The sequence below is a fragment of the Phytopseudomonas argentinensis genome (assembly GCF_900113905.1).
Lineage (GTDB): Bacteria > Pseudomonadota > Gammaproteobacteria > Pseudomonadales > Pseudomonadaceae > Aquipseudomonas > Aquipseudomonas argentinensis.
Window position 1 is genome coordinate 18077 of record NZ_FORC01000006.1, and the last position, 17355, is coordinate 35431.

At 66.2% G+C, this 17355-nt stretch carries 18 protein-coding genes; 10 read left to right on the plus strand and 8 right to left on the minus strand.

Translation table 11 applies throughout. The features are described from left to right. Positions 1–50: 50 nt before the first annotated feature. From BM154_RS21575 to cueR, 3 genes are all read left to right on the plus strand, one after another. Positions 51–437 (plus strand): hypothetical protein, encoded by a 387-nt coding sequence (locus tag BM154_RS21575; protein WP_074889326.1) that lies wholly within the window; start codon positions 51–53, stop codon positions 435–437. An 85-nt stretch (positions 438–522) separates the two neighbouring features. Next, positions 523–2907 (plus strand): heavy metal translocating P-type ATPase, encoded by a 2385-nt coding sequence (locus BM154_RS21580; RefSeq protein WP_074889329.1) that lies wholly within the window; start codon positions 523–525, stop codon positions 2905–2907. A gap of 4 nt (positions 2908–2911) precedes the next feature. Further along, positions 2912–3343 carry a Cu(I)-responsive transcriptional regulator gene (gene cueR, locus BM154_RS21585; RefSeq protein WP_074889332.1) on the plus strand — a complete coding sequence of 144 codons (432 nt, stop codon included), beginning with the start codon at positions 2912–2914 and terminating at the stop codon, positions 3341–3343. Here cueR and BM154_RS21590 read toward each other — a convergent pair. The 3 genes from BM154_RS21590 to BM154_RS21600 all read right to left on the minus strand — a co-directional run bounded on the left by BM154_RS21590 (position 3310) and on the right by BM154_RS21600 (position 5535). Next, positions 3310–3915, minus strand: coding sequence for an HAD family hydrolase (locus BM154_RS21590; protein ID WP_074889335.1), 606 nt, complete (start codon positions 3913–3915; stop codon positions 3310–3312). The two genes, cueR and BM154_RS21590, sit on opposite strands and share 34 nt — an antisense overlap. Before the next feature lie 74 nt (positions 3916–3989). Next, positions 3990–4859: an acyl-CoA thioesterase II gene (tesB, locus tag BM154_RS21595; RefSeq protein WP_074889339.1), complete on the minus strand. Its 870-nt coding sequence runs from the start codon at positions 4857–4859 to the stop codon at positions 3990–3992. A gap of 121 nt (positions 4860–4980) precedes the next feature. Continuing rightward, a complete protein-coding gene (locus tag BM154_RS21600) occupies positions 4981–5535 on the minus strand; it encodes a GNAT family N-acetyltransferase (RefSeq protein ID WP_074889342.1) in 555 nt (184 codons plus the stop codon). A 49-nt stretch (positions 5536–5584) separates the two neighbouring features. On the opposite strand from BM154_RS21600, the gene BM154_RS21605 reads away from it, so the two are divergent. From BM154_RS21605 to BM154_RS21615, 3 genes are read left to right on the plus strand one after another with little or no spacing between them, the layout of a single operon-like run. Next, a complete protein-coding gene (locus tag BM154_RS21605) occupies positions 5585–6505 on the plus strand; it encodes a histone deacetylase family protein (protein WP_074889345.1) in 921 nt (306 codons plus the stop codon). A gap of 29 nt (positions 6506–6534) precedes the next feature. Continuing rightward, complete coding sequence (locus BM154_RS21610; RefSeq protein ID WP_074889348.1) at positions 6535–7779, plus strand: TIGR03862 family flavoprotein; 1245 nt, start codon at positions 6535–6537, stop codon at positions 7777–7779. Positions 7780–7800: 21 nt separating this feature from the next. Next, positions 7801–8163, plus strand: coding sequence for a VOC family protein (locus BM154_RS21615; RefSeq protein WP_074889352.1), 363 nt, complete (start codon positions 7801–7803; stop codon positions 8161–8163). A gap of 67 nt (positions 8164–8230) precedes the next feature. Here BM154_RS21615 and BM154_RS21620 read toward each other — a convergent pair whose 3' ends face one another. The 4 genes from BM154_RS21620 to BM154_RS21635 all read right to left on the minus strand — a co-directional run bounded on the left by BM154_RS21620 (position 8231) and on the right by BM154_RS21635 (position 11256). Next, the gene (locus BM154_RS21620) at positions 8231–8656 is read right to left on the minus strand and encodes an NUDIX hydrolase (RefSeq protein ID WP_425272842.1); all 426 of its coding nucleotides are present in this window, start codon (positions 8654–8656) and stop codon (positions 8231–8233) included. 31 nt (positions 8657–8687) lie between these two features. Then, positions 8688–10016 (minus strand): RNA helicase RhlE1, encoded by a 1329-nt coding sequence (rhlE1, locus tag BM154_RS21625; protein ID WP_074889357.1) that lies wholly within the window; start codon positions 10014–10016, stop codon positions 8688–8690. A gap of 149 nt (positions 10017–10165) precedes the next feature. Continuing rightward, complete coding sequence (locus BM154_RS21630) at positions 10166–10768, minus strand: 3'-5' exonuclease (RefSeq protein ID WP_074889360.1); 603 nt, start codon at positions 10766–10768, stop codon at positions 10166–10168. Between the two features lie 8 nt (positions 10769–10776). After that, entirely contained in the window at positions 10777–11256 is a 480-nt protein-coding gene (locus tag BM154_RS21635; RefSeq protein ID WP_074889363.1) for an NYN domain-containing protein, read from the minus strand. Between the two features lie 165 nt (positions 11257–11421). On the opposite strand from BM154_RS21635, the gene BM154_RS21640 reads away from it, so the two are divergent. The 3 genes from BM154_RS21640 to gudD all read left to right on the plus strand — a co-directional run bounded on the left by BM154_RS21640 (position 11422) and on the right by gudD (position 14928). Then, complete coding sequence (locus BM154_RS21640; RefSeq protein ID WP_074889366.1) at positions 11422–12081, plus strand: YciC family protein; 660 nt, start codon at positions 11422–11424, stop codon at positions 12079–12081. Between the two features lie 37 nt (positions 12082–12118). After that, positions 12119–13165 carry a LacI family DNA-binding transcriptional regulator gene (locus BM154_RS21645; RefSeq protein WP_074889369.1) on the plus strand — a complete coding sequence of 349 codons (1047 nt, stop codon included), beginning with the start codon at positions 12119–12121 and terminating at the stop codon, positions 13163–13165. A gap of 416 nt (positions 13166–13581) precedes the next feature. Beyond that, positions 13582–14928, plus strand: coding sequence for a glucarate dehydratase (gene gudD / locus BM154_RS21650; RefSeq protein ID WP_074889374.1), 1347 nt, complete (start codon positions 13582–13584; stop codon positions 14926–14928). A 192-nt stretch (positions 14929–15120) separates the two neighbouring features. Here the strand turns inward: gudD and BM154_RS21655 are convergent, their stop codons facing one another. Continuing rightward, positions 15121–16002 carry a LysR family transcriptional regulator gene (locus BM154_RS21655; protein WP_074889378.1) on the minus strand — a complete coding sequence of 294 codons (882 nt, stop codon included), beginning with the start codon at positions 16000–16002 and terminating at the stop codon, positions 15121–15123. Positions 16003–16167: 165 nt separating this feature from the next. Here BM154_RS21655 and speB point away from each other — a divergent pair, with 165 nt between their 5' ends. Continuing rightward, a complete protein-coding gene (gene speB, locus BM154_RS21660; RefSeq protein WP_074889380.1) occupies positions 16168–17127 on the plus strand; it encodes an agmatinase in 960 nt (319 codons plus the stop codon). Positions 17128–17355 lie beyond the last annotated feature (228 nt).

Sequence of the window (17355 nt, forward strand, 5' to 3'; positions counted from 1 at the left end):
CGGCAACCTCGGCCAAGCTCAGTCAAACTCAGTAACCACTTGGTCAGACCATGAACCGCCTCCTGTTCTCACTGTTTCTTGCCCTGCCCCTGCCGGCGCTCGCCCAGGTGCTGCCGTCGCACGCCACCATGGGTGACGGCTACGCCGTACTGATCATCTCCCGCGAGCGCCTGGAGGTCGCCTCGCCCTGCGAGTTCGGCGTCTACCTGGAGGATCAGCTCACCGCCCGGCTGTTCCAAGGCCAGTCGGTATCGTTCAATCTGCCGCCCGGCGACGTGACCGTACGCCTGGGCCTGATCGGCAAGCAAAGCTGCCAGGCCGGGATCACGCCCCTCGAAAGCCAGCGGCTGAGCCTGACGGCCGGCGAAATCCGCCGTTACCGCATCGCGCTCAGCCCGTCCGGGCCGTACCTGACGCCCGCGCCTTCCAGCCAGTGATGGGGATCGACGGCCCAGGGGCTTGACCTTGTCCATGTGGCAAGGTTGATCCTGTGGTCATCTTCCTGGAATCACGGAGAGCGTCATGCCCACCTTCGATCTGCCGATCAGCGGGATGACCTGCGCCAGTTGCGCGGGTCGCGTCGAGCGCGCCCTGCTCGGCGTGGCGCAGGTCAGCGCGGCCAGCGTCAACCTGGCCAGCGAGCGGGCGCGGGTGCAGGCGCCTGCCGAGCAATTGCCGGCGCTGGTGGCGGCCGTGCAGAAGGCCGGCTATGAGGTGCCGGGGCAAACCCTCGACCTGGCCATCACCGGCATGACCTGCGCCAGTTGCGTGGGCCGCGTCGAGCGCGCGCTGAGCCGGCTGCCGGGTGTGCTGGCGGTCAGCGTCAACCTGGCCAGCGAACGCGCCCGCGTGCAGGTGCTCGCGGACACCGACCTGCAGACGCTGCAGCAGGCCGTCAGCGCCGCAGGCTATTCGGCCAGCCCGGTGGATGTGCCGGTCATGACTGGCAGTGGCAATGATCGCCATCTGCACGCCGAGCGCTGGCGCCTGCTGCTGGCCTTGTTGCTGGCCGCGCCGCTGGTGCTGCCGATGCTGCTGACGCCATTTGGCGTGCACCTGATGCTGCCGGCCTGGGTGCAGTTCCTGCTGGCCACACCGGTGCAGTTCGTGCTCGGCGCGCGCTTCTACCGCGCGGCCTGGCGCGCGCTGCGCAGCGGCGCCGGCAACATGGACCAACTGGTGGCCCTGGGCACCAGCGCCGGTTATGGCCTGAGCCTCTATCAATGGGCGATCACCCCGGCCGGGCAGATGCCGCATCTGTACTTCGAGGCTTCGGCGGTGATCATCGCCCTGATCCTGCTCGGCAAATACCTGGAAAGCCGTGCCAAACGCCAGGCCACCGGCGCCATCCGCGCCCTGCAGGCGCTACGCCCCGATGAGGCCACACGGCTGCGCGACGGCGTCGAACAGCGGGTAGCCGTCAGCGCGCTAAGCGTGGGCGATCAGGTGCTGGTCAAGCCCGGTGAACGCTTCGCGGTCGATGGCAAGGTACTGGACGGCAACAGTCACGCCGATGAGGCGCTGATAAGCGGGGAAAGCCTGCCCCAGGCCAAGGCGCCGGGTGATCGGGTGACCGCAGGCGCGATCAATGGCGAGGGACGTCTGCTGATCGAGACCACCGCCCTCGGCGCGGAAACCGTGCTGTCGCGGATCATTCGCCTGGTCGAGGACGCACAGGCCGCCAAGGCGCCGATCCAGAAACTGGTGGACCGGGTCAGCCAGGTCTTCGTGCCGGTGGTGCTGCTGATCGCCCTGCTTACCCTGCTCACCTGGCTGGCCCTGGGCGCCGGTGTCGAACAGGCGCTGCTCAATGCCGTGGCCGTGCTGGTGATCGCCTGCCCCTGCGCCCTGGGCCTGGCCACGCCTACGGCGATCATGGCCGGTACCGGCGTGGCGGCCCGACATGGCATCCTGATCAAGGACGCCGAAGCCCTGGAAGTGGCCCATGACGTCAGCGTGGTGGCCTTCGACAAGACCGGCACCCTGACCTCCGGCGCTCCGCGAGTCGCCCATCTGCAAAGCGTCGCGATCGACGAACGCGAGGCACTGCGCCTGGCCGGTACCTTGCAGCAAGGCAGTGAACATCCCCTGGCCAAGGCGGTGCTACAGGGCTGCCAGGAGGCCGAACTGGCACTTCCGCCTGTCAGCGCCAGCCAGGCCCTGGCCGGTCGCGGCATCGCCGGGCAGGTCGAGGGGCGCACCCTGCAGCTCGGCAATCGTCGTCTGCTGCAGGAAAGCGGCGCTACCGAGCCGGCCGAACTGGCTGCTGCCGCCCATCGCTGGGAGGCCGAAGGCCGTACCCTGTCCTGGCTGATCGAACAGGGGGCCGCGCCGCGGGTGCTCGCCCTGTTCGCCTTTGGCGACACCTTGAAGGACGGCGCCCGTGCGGCGATTAGCGAGCTTGGCAGACGACATATCACCAGCCACCTGATCAGCGGCGACAATCAGGGCAGTGCCAGGGCAGTTGCAAGCCAGTTGGGCATCGACTCGGTGCACGCTCAGGTACTACCGGCAGACAAGGCGCGTATCGTCAGCGAGCTGAAAGAAAATGGCGTGGTGGCCATGGTCGGTGACGGCATCAACGATGCCCCGGCCCTGGCGGCGGCCCATGTCGGCATTGCCATGGGCGGCGGCACCGACGTGGCCATGCAGGCCGCCGGGATCACCCTGATGCGCGGCGACCCGCGGCTGGTGCCCGCCGCCCTAGATATCGCCCGGCGCACCTACGCGAAGATCCGCCAGAATCTGTTCTGGGCGTTCATCTACAACTTGGTGGGCATTCCCCTGGCAGCCTCCGGGCTGCTCGACCCGATGCTCGCCGGCGCGGCCATGGCGCTGTCGAGCGTCAGTGTGGTGAGCAACGCCCTGCTGCTGAACACTTGGCGCCCGCGCCATGTCGAGGACTAATGCGATGAATATCGGCCAGGCCGCCAAGCACACCGGGCTCAGCGCCAAGATGATCCGTTACTACGAAGCCATCGGCCTGCTGCCCAGCGCTGGGCGCAGTGAAAGTGGCTACCGCCAGTACGGCGACGACGACCTGCAGCGCCTGCGCTTCATTCGCCGCGCCCGCGACCTGGGCTTCTCGCTGGCCGAGTCGGGCCGGCTGCTGGCGCTCTGGCACGACCGCGAGCGGGCCAGCGCCGACGTCAAGGCCCTGGCGGTGGAACATATCGAGGCGCTCAACGGCAAGATCGCCGAGCTCGAGGCCCTGCGCGACACCCTGCAGAACCTGGTCGATCACTGCCAGGGCGATCACCGCCCCGACTGTCCGATCCTCGAGGATCTGCAGGCCGGAAGCAGCTGCTGTCAGCCCGCCGCAGCGCCCAGGGCAAGCCGCTGAAGGGCCACGCAGTCAGCGACGAAGTGATCGCTGAGTTCCGGCCAGGGATTGCTGGGCAGGTTGACCAGCACCGTGGCAGTGCCAGCAGCGCGGCCACAGGCCAGGTCGTGGCGATGATCGCCGACCATGACCATATGCTCGGGTGCGACCTGCCAGCGTTCGGCCAGGCGCAGCAGGCCACCGGGGTCGGGCTTGGGCGGCGCTTCGTCACGGCCGAGAATGTCATCCGGCGCGAAGCAGTCATCCAGGCCGATGGCTTGCAGGGTCAGCAGCGCCAGCTCGCGGGCATTGCGGGTGAGGATGCCCAGGCGCAGGCCGCGGGCATGCAGGCTACGCACCAGGGCCACGGCACCGGCGGCCGGGCGTGAGGCAATGGCCAGTTCACGCTCGTGCTCCAGCAACCAGGCGTGCTTGGCCTTAGACACCTCGGCTGGCAAGGCGGCCAGGTGATGGAGGATGTCGTCGTCGGGCGGAATGTCCAGCGCCACGCGGATGGCGGCGAAATCGTGCACGGCGATGGTCAGGGTGCCGTCCATGTCGAAAACCCAATGGGTGTAGCGCTGCAGGCTCATCGCCCCTCCGGCAAGCATGGATTCGAGGCCGCAGCATACCTGCTCGCTAGCGGATGATCACGATCCCGCACGCCTCAGCGCCAGTCCTCACGAAGGCGGATCAATCCCTCCTGGGCCACCGAAGCCACCAGCTGGCCCTGGCGGTTGAACACGCTACCGCGGGAGAAGCCGCGGGCGTTGCCGGCCCAGGGGCTGTCCATGGCGTAGAGCAGCCAGTCGTCCATGCGCAGGTTGCCGTGGAACCAGATGGAGTGATCGAGGCTGGCCACCTGCATGAACTTCTGCCACACCGACACGCCGTGGGGCAGCATCGAGGTGGTCAGCAGGTTGAAGTCCGAGGCGTAGCCCAGCAGATACTTGTGGATCGCCGGAGTGTCCGGCAGCTCGCCATCGGCGCGAAACCACACGTACTTGACCGGCTCACTCACCTGCGGCGCAAAGGGATTGTCGACCGCCACCGGGCGGATCTCGATGGGCTTGTCGAACAGCACTCGCTCGCGCACCCGGGGCGGCAGCGAATCTGCCACCTGGCTGGCCAGCTCGGTTTCCGAACGCAGGCCTTCGGGCCCCGGGACGTCGGGCATCTGTGCCTGGTGGTGGAGGCCTTCTTCCTGGTACTGGAACGAGGCGCTGCAGGTGAAGATCGCCTTGCCCTTCTGCACCGCCGTCACCCGCCGTGTGCTGAAGCTGCCGCCGTCACGCACACGGTCGACCTGATAGACCACCGGCAGCGCAGCATCGCCGGGGCGCAGGAAGTAGCCATGCAGCGAATGCACATGGCGGTCGGCCTCGACCGTCTGGGTAGCCGCCGACACGCACTGGCCAAGCACCTGACCACCAAAGAGCTGGCGAAAGCCCAGATCCTGGCTGACGCCCCGGAACAGGTTTTCCTCGATGGCCTCCAGGCTCAGCAGTGCCACCAACTCTTGCAGGACTTGACTCATAAGCGATCTCCACGGGCCCTGTTAGGGGCAATGCTGCGACCCGCGCGGGCTGCGCGGACGGTGAATGGTAATGCCTTTGCCGGCGCTCAGGAATCGCATGATGGCGAGGCATGCGACAGGCTCAGTCCCGCTTCGGCCATTCATCCCGGGGGATTTCGTACAGCACGTGCCGACACAGCGGATGCTCAGGCGCCAGCGCCGGGTGCTCGAACTCGCTGCTCAGCTGCATGCCGATTGCCTGCATCACCCGCTGCGACGGGGTGTTGGTCAGGGTGGTGAACGCTACCACCCGATCAAGCGCCAGCTGCGTGAAGGCAAACTCCAGCGAGGCCCGCGCCGCTTCCTGGGCAAGGCCCAGCCCCCAGAATGCCGGCAGCAGACGCCAGCCGATCTCCACTGCCGGTGTGAAACTTGCCTCGAAGCCGACATGAGCCAGCCCGGTCATGCCGACGAAGCGCCCATCCTCGCGTTGCCACAGCGACCAGAAGGTGAAACCGTGCTGCGCCATATGCTGTTGCAGTCGGGAGAGCAGCGCTCCGCTCTGCTCGCGGTTCAACGGCGCCGGAAAATAGCGCATCACCGCCGGGTCCGCGCACAACGCGGCCAGCTCGTCCAGATCCTCGTCACGCCAGGCGCGCAGGTGCAGGCGCGGCGTCTGTAGCTCGGTCACATCCATTGCGCTTCTCGTGCATACTGCCCAGGGTTCACCCGATGACCGTCATTGTATGCCCCTGCCGCTGATCTACCACGACGATTACAGCCCGCCGTTTCCACAGGGCCATCGCTTCCCGATGGATAAATTCCGCTTGCTGCGTGACCACCTGGTGGATAGCGGGCTGACCCGGGACGAGGACTTGCTGCGCCCGGACATCTGCCCAGCCGATACGCTCGCCTTATGCCACTGCCCGTCCTATATCGAGCGTTACCTGAGCGGCGAGCTGAGCCATGAAGATCAGCGCCGCCTTGGCTTGCCGTGGAGCCCGGAGCTGGCGCGGCGTACCGTACGCGCCGTGGGCGGCTCGCTGCTGGCCACCGAGCAGGCGCTGCAGCACGGCCTGGCCTGCCACCTGGCCGGCGGCACTCACCACGCCCACTACGATTACCCGGCGGGGTTCTGCATCTTCAACGACCTGGCGGTGATCGCCCGCTACCTGCTGGAAACCGGGCAGGCCGGGCGTGTGCTGATCTTCGATTGCGACGTGCACCAGGGCGACGGCACCGCGCGCCTGCTCGAGCAGGTGCCCGATGCGATCACCGTGTCCCTGCATTGCGAACAGAACTATCCGGCGCGCAAGGCGCAAAGCGACTGGGACATCCCCCTGCCGCGCGGCATGGACGATGCCGACTACCTCAAGGTGGTCAACGACACCCTGGGGTACCTGTTGGCGCTGTACCAGCCCGATATCGTGCTTTACGACGCTGGCGTCGACGTGCACCAGGACGATGCCCTGGGCTACCTGCAACTCACCGACGCCGGCGTCGCCGCCCGCGACGAGGCCGTGCTCAACCACTGCCTGGGTCGCGACATTCCGGTGGTCGGGGTGATCGGCGGCGGCTACAGCAAGGACCGCCACGCCCTGGCCCGACGCCACGGCATCCTTCACCACAGCGCTGCGCGGGTATGGCAGCAGCGAGGGCTCGGGTAAACTTCGCTCTTTGCCCTGCCGACGCCGCCATGACCCACCCCTCCACGCCCATCGCCCACTCGGTCGCCATCATCGGCGGCGGCCCCGCCGGCCTGATGGCCGCCGAAACCCTGGCGCTCGCCGGTGTGCGGGTCGACCTCTACGACGCCATGCCTTCGCTGGGCCGCAAGTTTCTGCTGGCAGGCGTCGGCGGTATGAACATCACCCATTCCGAGCCTTACCCGGCCTTCGTCGCCCGCTACAACGAACGCCGAGGGCAGATCGACAGGCTGCTGCAAGGCTTCGATGCCGATGCCCTGCGCCAGTGGATCCACGGCCTGGGCATCGATACTTTCGTCGGCACTTCGGGTCGGGTGTTCCCCACCGACATGAAAGCCGCGCCGCTGCTGCGCGCCTGGCTCAAGCGCCTGCGCGAGGCGGGCGTGCAACTGCATACCCGGCATCGCTGGCTGGGCTGGAACGACGACGGCAGCCTGCGCATGGCCAGCCAGGACGCTGAGCACGCGGTGCACGCCGATGCCGTGCTACTGGCCCTGGGCGGCGGCAGTTGGCCGCGGCTCGGCTCCGACGGTAGCTGGGTGGCGCCTCTGCAGCAGGCTGGCGTACCGGTGGCGCCGCTGCAACCGAGCAATTGCGGATTCGATGTGGCCGCCTGGAGCCCGTTGCTGCGCGAAAAATTCGCCGGTGCACCGCTGAAGAACGTGGCGTTGGGTTTGCCAGACGAAGCGTCACGACCGGGCGAATTCGTGCTCACCGCCACCGGTATCGAAGGCAGCCTGGTGTACGCCCTGTCCGCCGGGATTCGCCAGCGCATCAATAGCGACGGCAGCTGCACGGTGTATCTGGACCTGCTGCCACAACGCAGCGAGGAAGCCCTCGGCAAGTCCCTGAGCAAGCCCCGCGGCTCCCACTCCATGGCCAAGCATCTGCATCGCCAGGCCGGCCTGGATGGCGTCAAGGCGGCGCTGCTGCGTGAGCTGACGCCTGCCGAGCAGTTCGCCGATCCCCAGCGCCTCGCTGCCGCCATCAAGGCGCTGCCGATCACCCTGTGCCGGCCACGTCCCATCGAAGAAGCGATCAGCAGCGCCGGTGGCGTGCCTTTCGAAGCCCTCGACGACAACCTGATGCTGAGCGCCCTGCCTGGCACTTTCTGCGCCGGCGAAATGCTCGACTGGGAGGCGCCCACCGGCGGCTACCTGCTCACCGCCTGTTTCGCCAGCGGCCGCGTGGCCGGCCAGGGCATGCTGCGCTGGCTGCAGGCCGGCACCCGTTAATCCAGGGAAAAAGGAAATTCCATGCTCACCAGCTTGCAACTCAAGACCTTCATCCCGGCCCGGGACTACCCGCTCAGCCAGGCCTTCTACACCGCCCTGGGTTTCAAGGCGGCCTGGCAGACGGACGAGATGAGCTATTTCAGCCACGGCGAGCACTGCGCCTTTCTGCTGCAGAATTTCTACGTGAAGGAGCAGGCCGAAAATTTCGTCATGCACCTGATGGTCGATGACGTGCAAGCCTGGTGGGCCCATGTGCAGGCAGAAAACATCGCCGAGCGCTTCGGCGTGCGCACCATCGCCCCCGAAGACCAGCCCTGGGGCATTCGCGAGTTCATCGTCTTCGACCCCAGCGGCGTGCTGTGGCGGATCGGCCAGAACATCTGAGCCTGGAATCGGCGAAGTAGCTTGGGTTGGGCAGAGCGATACCCAGGATTGTGAAAAGGTAAGAGGCTTAAGCTGCGAGAGCTCGCGCCACCATCTCGGTCAGTCGCTCTGGCCAGATGGTCTCCTCGCTTAACGGCAGATCATCGAGCGTCCACCAGCGATGCTCGGCAATGACCGCCCTCTCCTCAGTAGTCCAAAGCGAGTTGCATACCTCTTCGGTTGCAGCTCGAACGTAAAAGTAGTGCTCCAGCGCCTCGACCACTTCGCCATCAGACATACGCATTTCAAACCGGCGAAAGCCTACCGGCTCGCCGAGCGATGGAGCCCGAATGCCCGTTTCTTCCAGCAGCTCGCGCAAGGCCGCAGAGGCGAAGGTTTCACCTTCTTCGACGGCACCGCCAGGCGTAGCCCAATAGCTGCTGCCGTTCAGCGCGCCGCTGGCGTGGGCAAACCTGAACAGCAGAATCCTGCGGGCTGGGCTGACAACCAACAATCGCGCTGACTTCCGCACTCGCATCGCGGCTCTACCGTCCGCCCTTCGGCTTACCACCGAAACTCGGCACCTTGCGAATGGCCTTGACCGGCGGCTCGGCCGGCTCGTCGCTTTCCATCCAGCGGCCCAGGCCGCCGGCCTTGCCGCCGCCGACCACCTTGGGCTTTTTCGGCTTCTTGGGTTTCTTCACCACCAGGCCGCCGGCGACCGTCTGTGGTACGCGGTGGTCGGGGATGAAGTCCGGTTCGTCGACGCGCGGCAGGATCTGCTGGATCAGCGCTTCGATGGCCGACAACAGTTGCACTTCGTCGGCGCAGACCAGCGACACCGCCTGGCCCGTGGCGCCGGCGCGGCCGGTGCGGCCGATACGGTGCACGTAGTCTTCGGCGACGATGGGCAGGTCGAAGTTGACCACCAGCGGCAGGTCGTCGATATCCAGGCCGCGGGCAGCCACGTCGGTGGCGACCAGCACATCGACCTCGCCGGCCTTGAAGCGCTGCAGGGCGCGCAGTCGCGTGGGCTGCGGCTTGTCGCCATGGATCGAGTCGGCGCGGATGCCTTCGGCGAGCAGCGCCTGCTCCAGCTCATCGACCCCCTTGCGGGTCTTGGCGAACACCAGCACCTGGGACCACTTCTTGCTGCGGTACAGGTGCAGGAACAGCTCTGCCTTGCGCTTCTTGTCGACGGGAATCAGCCACTGCTTGACCGACTTGGCGGCGGCATTGCGCGGGCTGACTTCGATGCTCAGCGGGTCGCGCAGCATCTCCTTGGCCAGGCCGCGGATGGCCTCGGAAAAGGTCGCCGAGAACAGCAGGGTCTGGCGCCTTTTCGGCAGCGCGGCGAACAGGTCATCCAGCTCGCGGGCAAAGCCCAGGTCGAGCATGCGGTCGGCCTCGTCGAGCACCAGCACCTGCAACTGGGAAAACTTCACCGCGTTCTGGCGGTACAGGTCGAGCAGCCGGCCGGGGGTGGCGACCAGCACGTCGAGGCCCTTGCGCAGCTTCATCATCTGCGGGTTGATGCTCACCCCGCCATACACCGCATAGCTGCGCAGCGGCAGGAACTGCGAGTAGGTCTGCACGCTCTGCTGCACCTGTTCGGCCAGCTCGCGGGTCGGCACCAGTACCAGGGCGCGCACCGAATTGCTGGCCACCACCGGGCCTTCCATCATCAGGCGCTGCAGGATCGGCAACGTGAAGGCGGCGGTCTTGCCGGTGCCGGTCTGCGCTGCGGCCATGATGTCGCGGCCCTTGATGATCGGGCCGATGGCCTGGGCCTGTACGGGCGTCGGGGTCTTGTAGTCGAGGCCGTCGAGGCAGCGCAGCAGGGGTTCGATCAGGCCGAGGGAAGCGAAGGTCATGGCGGGCAACGTGGTGGGCAATGGAGATGGCGCGCAGTTTAACGCGTCCTACGGGCTATCGCTCGGCCGTTGCAGCGCCAGGGATGTACACCTCCAGCGCAGCGACACCCGGGAAATACAAACCTGGGTATCGGTGCGCTCAACCCAGGCTACGCGGCAGCGAGCAGCGCGCGCACCTTGGCGGCGGACATGCCCTGCAGCTGGCGCAGAAAATCGTGATCCACGGCGCTGCGCCCGTGCTGCTCGCGCAGCACCCTGCACAGGTGCAGGGTCAGGTTGGCAGCCATCTCCGCGTCAGCCAGCGCCCGGTGCGCCTTGCCGGTATCGGGCAGACACGCCCAGCGGTTGAGGTTGCCGAGTTTGTGGCTCGGTGCCCCCGGCAGCAGGCGACGCGACAGCAGCAGCGAGCAGGCGAAGTGCTGCACCCGGGCGCGACCGATCAGGCCCAGCTCGGCGTCCCAGAACTTCTGGTCGAAAGACGCGTTGTGCGCCAGCATCGGAATATCGCCGACGAACTCGGCAACCTCGTGCATCACCTCGGCAGCCGGCGGCGCGCTGCGCACCATGGCATTGCTGATGCCGGTCAGTTGCTCGATGAATGGCGGCACCCAGGCGCCGCTGTTCATCAGGCTCTGATAACGGGCGGTGATCTGCCCGCCCTCGATGATTACCACGCCGATCTCGGTGGCGCGCGCCTGCTGGGCCGGCGACATGCCGGTGGTTTCGAAGTCGATGACAGCGATGGGTTTCACGTAAAGCCTCAGTGTTTGAGCAACAGATGCCCCTCGATGGGCACGTAACGACTGGCCGCGCGCACCAGCGACTGCGCGGTAAGCCCGGGAACGCCATAGGCCACGGTCTCCACGCCATGGCGCTGGCGAATACGTTCGAGCAGCAGGTCGAAATCACCATCCCCCGAGGCCAGCACCACGCTGTCGACGTCGGCCGCGGCGTCCATCACGTCGATGGTGATGCCTACGTCCCAGTCGCCCTTGGCCGAGCCGTCGCTGCGCTGGATGTAGGGCTTGAGCTTCACGGTGAAGCCCAGGTTGCGCAGGATCTGCTGGAACTGCTGCTGCTTGGGATCACCGCGGTCGATTGCATAGGCGTAAGCCGCAACGATCTCGCCGCCCGCGGCCAGCTCGTTCCACAACGCCGTGTAGTTGAAGTGGCAGCCATAGGCCTGGCGCACGGTGTAGTAGAGATTCTGTACGTCGGCGAACACGGCAATTTTCTTCACCGGACATCCTCACAAGGGCTCGCGCGGGTTGCACGGGCAGCCAGTATGCCAGTGCGGCCCCCTCCAGGTCGAAGGCAGCGCCACAGCGGCGACGAACGTCATCGCTGGTGGCGGGCCGGCCGCGCTCGTATCATGGCAGCCTGTTTTTTCTGGCCGTGACCGTTCATGAATCCCCTCGACGCCCTGCGTGACGCCTGGTTCTTCTTCCGGCAAAACCTGTTGCAGATCCTCTTGCTGTGCCTGCCCTTGCTGCTGCTCGAAGCCTTCGTGAGCCTGCAGCTCGAAGGGCAGGTCGCGGCCGCCAAGGTGCCGCTCTATCAGGTGCTGCTGGGCCTGTTCTTCTATCCGCTGTACAGCGCGGCGCTGATCCTGTTCATCGACGCCCGCAGCCGTGGCGAGCAACCCGGCAAGGGCGCGCTGCTGGCCATGAGCCTGAGCCTGTGGCCGCGCTTCGTGCTGCTCGCAGGCATCGGCACCCTGGCAATCATGCTCGGCATCTCGCTGTTCATCCTGCCCGGCTTGTGGCTGATGGTAAGGCTGGTGTTCGCCGACTACCTGCTGGTGCTGCGCGGCCTGTCGCCGCTGCAGGCGCTGCACCAGAGCCTGCAGCTGACCCAAGGACACTTCTGGCCGATCTTCACCTGCGTGATGCTGGTGATGGTGCCGCCATGGCTGGCCGGCTTCTGGGCCGCCGATATCGCCAGCGAGCCGGCCGGGCGTCTGTTGCTGGACGTGCTGTTCGGCCTTTGCCAGCTGTTCACCACCGTTGTGGTGTTTCGCCTGTACATGCTGCGCGCGGACGACAATACCGATTCTCTTGCGTAACCTTCGGTCATTTACCTATCCCCATCGAGACGAGCCCGTGGCAAGAAAATCGCGCAGAGAGCTGGCCAAGGATCGCGGTGACCTGACCGAGCTACCGGTAACGGTCAAGGATGTGGCGCTCAAGGCCGGCGTATCGCCGATCACCGTATCGCGGGCCATCCAGCGCCCGGAACTGGTCAGCGACGCCACCCGCGAGCACGTGCTGGCAGTGGTGCGCGCCATGGGCTACGTGCCCAACCTGATGGCCGGCGCCCTGGCCACCAGCAAGAGTCGCCTGGTGGCCATCGTACTGCCGACCATCGCCAACTCGATCTACGCCAGCGTGGTACAGGCGATCATGGACCGCCTCGCCGAAGCCGGCTACCACACCCTGGTCGGCCCCAGCGGTTACACCCCCGAACATGAAGAAGCCCTGCTGGCCACCATCCTCGGCCGCCGCCCGGACGGCATCGTGCTGACCGGCACCTTTCATACCCAGGCCAGCCGCGAGCGGTTGGCCTCGGCGGGCATCCCGATGGTCGAGGCCTGGGATCTGAGCGATGACGGCCTGGATATGCAGGTGGGGTTTTCCCACGAACAGGTTGGCACCGCCGTGGCCGAGCACTTCTTCGCCAAGGGCTACCGCCGCTGGGCGGTGATTGGCGTCGACGATCCCCGCGCGCTGCGCCGCTGTAATGCGGTGATCCAGCGCCTCGATACGCTCGGTGCGGATGCCGTGGCTGTGCAGACGCTGCCGTTGCCGGCGACCTGGGAGGTCGGCCGCAAGGGCCTGGCCAACCTGCTCGATAACGGCGAGCAACCCGACTTCATCTTCTGCAGCTCGGACACCGTCGCCTTTGGCGTGCTGGCCGAAGCCACCACCCGCGGCCTGAACGTGCCGGATGATCTCGCCGTGCTGGGCTTTGGCGACACCCTCAACGGCCAGTTCGCCAACCCGGCGCTGTCCACGGTCAGCGTCAATGCCACCGAGATGGGCCAGCAAGTGGCCGAAGCGCTGCTGCGCCGCTTCGCGGGTCAGAAGGCCAAGGCGAGTGTGGATACCGGGTTTTCCATTATCGAGCGTGGCAGCACTGCTCGATCCTGAGCCCTACAATCTAATTGTGGGAGCGGGCGTGGACGCCTAGTCCACGCCCGCGAATGCGTTGCGGACCTCCATACCCCTTTGATGGGTTGCACCTACGCCGCCCGCCCCATCCTACGTACTGATTCCTGCCCTTCCATCGCGGGAGCGGGCCATGCCCGCGAAGCCGTACGCCATGGCGCGCTCCCACGTCAGCTCCATGACCATTGAATGGGTCGGGCCGCGCAGAGCGGCATGTTGATGGTTGCCCCCCCGCAGTCCGCCCTACCCATGGCCGCGGCCGCAGCCGCAGCCACCGAGCCGCAAATTTCGCTTGAATGATAACGTTATCTGCATATGATGATAACGTTATCTTACGGTGCTGCCCGGCGAGGCGGCCAGACCAACCGCAACGCCGGCAACGGCACAGGAACCACGCGATGAACAATAACAACACCCATGCAGGTACCCCGCTTATCACCGCCCTTGAGGTCATCCCGGTGGCCGGCCATGACAGCCTGCTGCTCAACCTCAGCGGCGGCCATGCGCCCTTCTTCACCCGTAACCTGCTGATCCTGCGTGACAACGCCGGCCATGTCGGCGTTGGTGAGGTACCGGGCGGCGAAGCCATCCGCCAGACCCTGGAAGACGCCCGCCAGTTGCTGGTCGGCCAGCCCATCGGCCATTATCAAAAGCTGCTCGGCCAGGTACGCCAGGCCTTCGCCGACCGCGACGCCGGCGGCCGTGGCCTGCAGACCTTCGACCTGCGCATCACCATCCACGCCGTCACCGCCGTCGAGGCCGCCTTGCTCGACCTGCTCGGCCAATACCTGGACGTGCCGGTGGCCGCCCTGCTCGGCGAAGGCCAGCAGCGTAATGCCGTGGAAATGCTCGGCTACCTGTTCTACATCGGTGATCGCAAGAAAACCGACCTGCCCTATCGCCAGGAAGCCGATGCCGACAACGCCTGGTTCCAGGTGCGTAACGAAGAAGCACTGGACGCCAGGGGCGTGGTGCGCCTTGCCGAAGCCGCCTATGAGCGTTACGGCTTCAAGGATTTCAAACTCAAGGGCGGCGTGCTGCGCGGCGACGAGGAAATCGAAGCGGTCACCGCCCTGGCCGAGCGCTTCCCGGAGGCGCGAATCACGCTGGACCCGAACGGCGCCTGGTCACTGCAGGAAGCCATCCGCCTGTGCCGCGACCAGCACCATGTGCTCGCCTATGCCGAAGATCCCTGTGGCGCCGAGAACGGCTATTCCGGCCGTGAGGTGATGGCCGAGTTCCGCCGTGCCACCGGCCTGCCGACCGCCACCAACATGATCGCCACCGACTGGCGGCAGATGGGCCATGCGATCCAGCTGCAATCGGTGGACATCCCCCTGGCCGACCCGCACTTCTGGACCATGCAGGGTTCGGTGCGCGTGGCGCAGATGTGCAACGACTGGGGCCTGACCTGGGGCTCGCACTCGAACAACCACTTCGACGTGTCCCTGGCCATGTTCACCCATGTGGCAGCGGCCGCGCCGGGCAAGATCACCGCCATCGATACCCACTGGATCTGGCAGGACGGCCAGCACCTCACCAAGGAGCCGCTGCGTATCGAAGGCGGCCTGGTGCAGGTGCCGAAAAAGCCCGGCCTCGGCGTGGAGCTGGATATGGACGCCGTGGCCAAGGCCCACGAGTGCTACAAGGGCATGGGCCTCGGCGCGCGCAACGACGCGGTGGCCATGCAGTACCTGATCAGCGGCTGGACCTTCGATAACAAGAAGCCTTGCCTGGTGCGCTGAGCGCGTTCCAGAGGCGGTCATTTGGTGGGCTAGAGCGGATCGCCGCGCGGCCACCCCACGACTGAATGCCAAACTCTGTGGGAGGGCGCCATGCGCCCGATTCGCGGGCATGGGCTAGGCGCCCCTGCCCGCTCCCGCAGTTAGGTGCCCGGGCTATATGCCAGGTTCGCTATCCCTGGCCGCCGGGGCAGCCTAGCTGTGATTCAACTGTGCCTTGAGACGGTCGCGGAAGCTCTGGATAAGCGGTTCGCGTGAGCGGCCGCGGCGCAGCGCCAGGGTAAAGGGCGCCTGGTAGCCGAAGGTGGTGGGTAGCAGCACTTTCAGACGCTTCTGCTCCGCCCATTGCTGGGCGTAATGCTCGGGCAGATAGCCGATATAGGCGCCGGACAGCACCAGAATCAGCTGCGCCTCCATCGACTCCACCGTCGCTGCGCTGTGCTTGAAGCCGTGGCGCGCCAGCTCGGCCTGGCTCCAGTAGCCGCGGCCAACCATGCGCTGCTGGGTGATCACCTCCGCCGGAATCTGCCGCTGGGTATACAGCGGATGCCGGTCGCTGCAGTACAGCCAGTGCTGCTCGCGGTACAGCGCCTGGTAGATCAGGCCGTTGGTGCGCACCGAGAAAGCGCCGATGGCCAGGTCCAGGCGATTTTCCAGCACGCCCAGTTGCAACTCGGCCGGGCTGAGCACCGCCAGGTGCAGGTGCACGGCTGGGTGTTCCTCACTGTAAGCGCCGATCACCTCGGCCAGCGGCAGGGCCGGGTCGCTGACGGTGGAGTCCAGCACACCCAGGTTCAGGGTGCCGCGCAGCTCGCCCTTGAGCGCCGCCGAATAACGCTCGAAACCCTCCAGCTCGGCTAGCAGCCGCAGCGCCTCCTGATGGAACAGCTCGCCCTTGCTGGTCAGGCTGAAACCGCCGCGCCCGCGATGGCAGAGCACGAAACCAAGCTGCGCCTCCAGCTGGCTCATATAGGTGCTGATCGCCGAAGTGGACAGGTTCAGCTCCTGCTGCGCGGCGGCGAAACCCTGGTGGCGCACCACGCAGGCGAACAGGCGCAGCAACTTGAGATCAGGCATCGATTCTCCGTTTCACAGACAGTGACATTGACGGGCCGGATACATGCTAAAGCTTGCCGTTTAGTTTAGAAATTTCTGAACTGATTATTTACCGTGCAGGATTCTTCCCGCCGCCAACCCTCACCAGAATCGGGCCACGACAACCACAAGAACTGCGAGGCCCCCGTGGAAAACTCCCTCCACCAGCCGCTGGGCGGCAATGAAATGCCCCGTTTCGGCGGTATCGCCACCATGCTGCGTCTGCCCCACGTGCAGATGCCCGAAGCGCTGGGCAAACTCGACGCGGCGTTTATCGGCATCCCCCTCGATATCGGCACTTCACTGCGCTCCGGTACCCGCTTCGGGCCACGGCAGATCCGCGCCGAATCGGTGATGATCCGCCCCTACAACATGGCCACCGGTGCTGCGCCCTTCGATTCCCTGAACGTGGCCGACATCGGCGACGTGGCAATCAACACCTTCAACCTGCTCGACGCCGTGCGCATCATCGAAGCGCATTACGACAGCGTGCTCGAACACGGCATCATCCCGCTGACCCTCGGCGGCGATCACACCCTGACCCTGCCGATCCTGCGTGCCATGCACAAGAAGTACGGCAAGGTCGGCCTGGTGCACGTCGATGCCCACGCCGACGTCAACGACCACATGTTCGGCGAGAAGATCGCCCACGGCACCACCTTCCGCCGCGCCCAGGAGGAAGGTTTGCTCGACAGCCAGCGCGTGGTGCAGATCGGCCTGCGCGCCCAGGGTTACACCGCCGACGATTTCAACTGGAGCCGCCGCCAGGGCTTTCGCGTGGTGCAGGCCGAGGAGTGCTGGCACAAATCCCTCGCCCCGCTGATGGAAGAGGTACGCGCCAAGGTCGACGGCGGCCCGGTGTACCTGTCCTTCGACATCGACGGCATCGACCCGGCCTGGGCGCCCGGCACCGGCACCCCGGAAGTCGGCGGCCTGACCACCATCCAGGCGCTGGAGATCATCCGCGGCTGCCAGGGCCTGAATCTGATCGGCTGCGACCTGGTCGAGGTGTCGCCGCCCTACGACACCACCGGCAACACCTCGCTGCTGGGTGCCAACCTGCTCTACGAAATGCTCTGCGTGCTGCCGGGCGTGGTGCGCAGGTAGACCAGCTGTCCACCTCGTAACCCCAGAGGCGTTACCTCACCGAACACCCGAGCGGGTCACAGAAGCCCGCCGTGGCGCATTACCCGTTCGCGGGACATGGAGCGCACTTCGCTCCGCGCGGCTTTGCCGCACTGCCCAAGCACCACTACCCGACGGCTGTCGGGGGTGAATAACAAGGTCGGCGCCATGGCGCCACCCTGACAAGAATCGTGACAGGCGCTGGAGAAA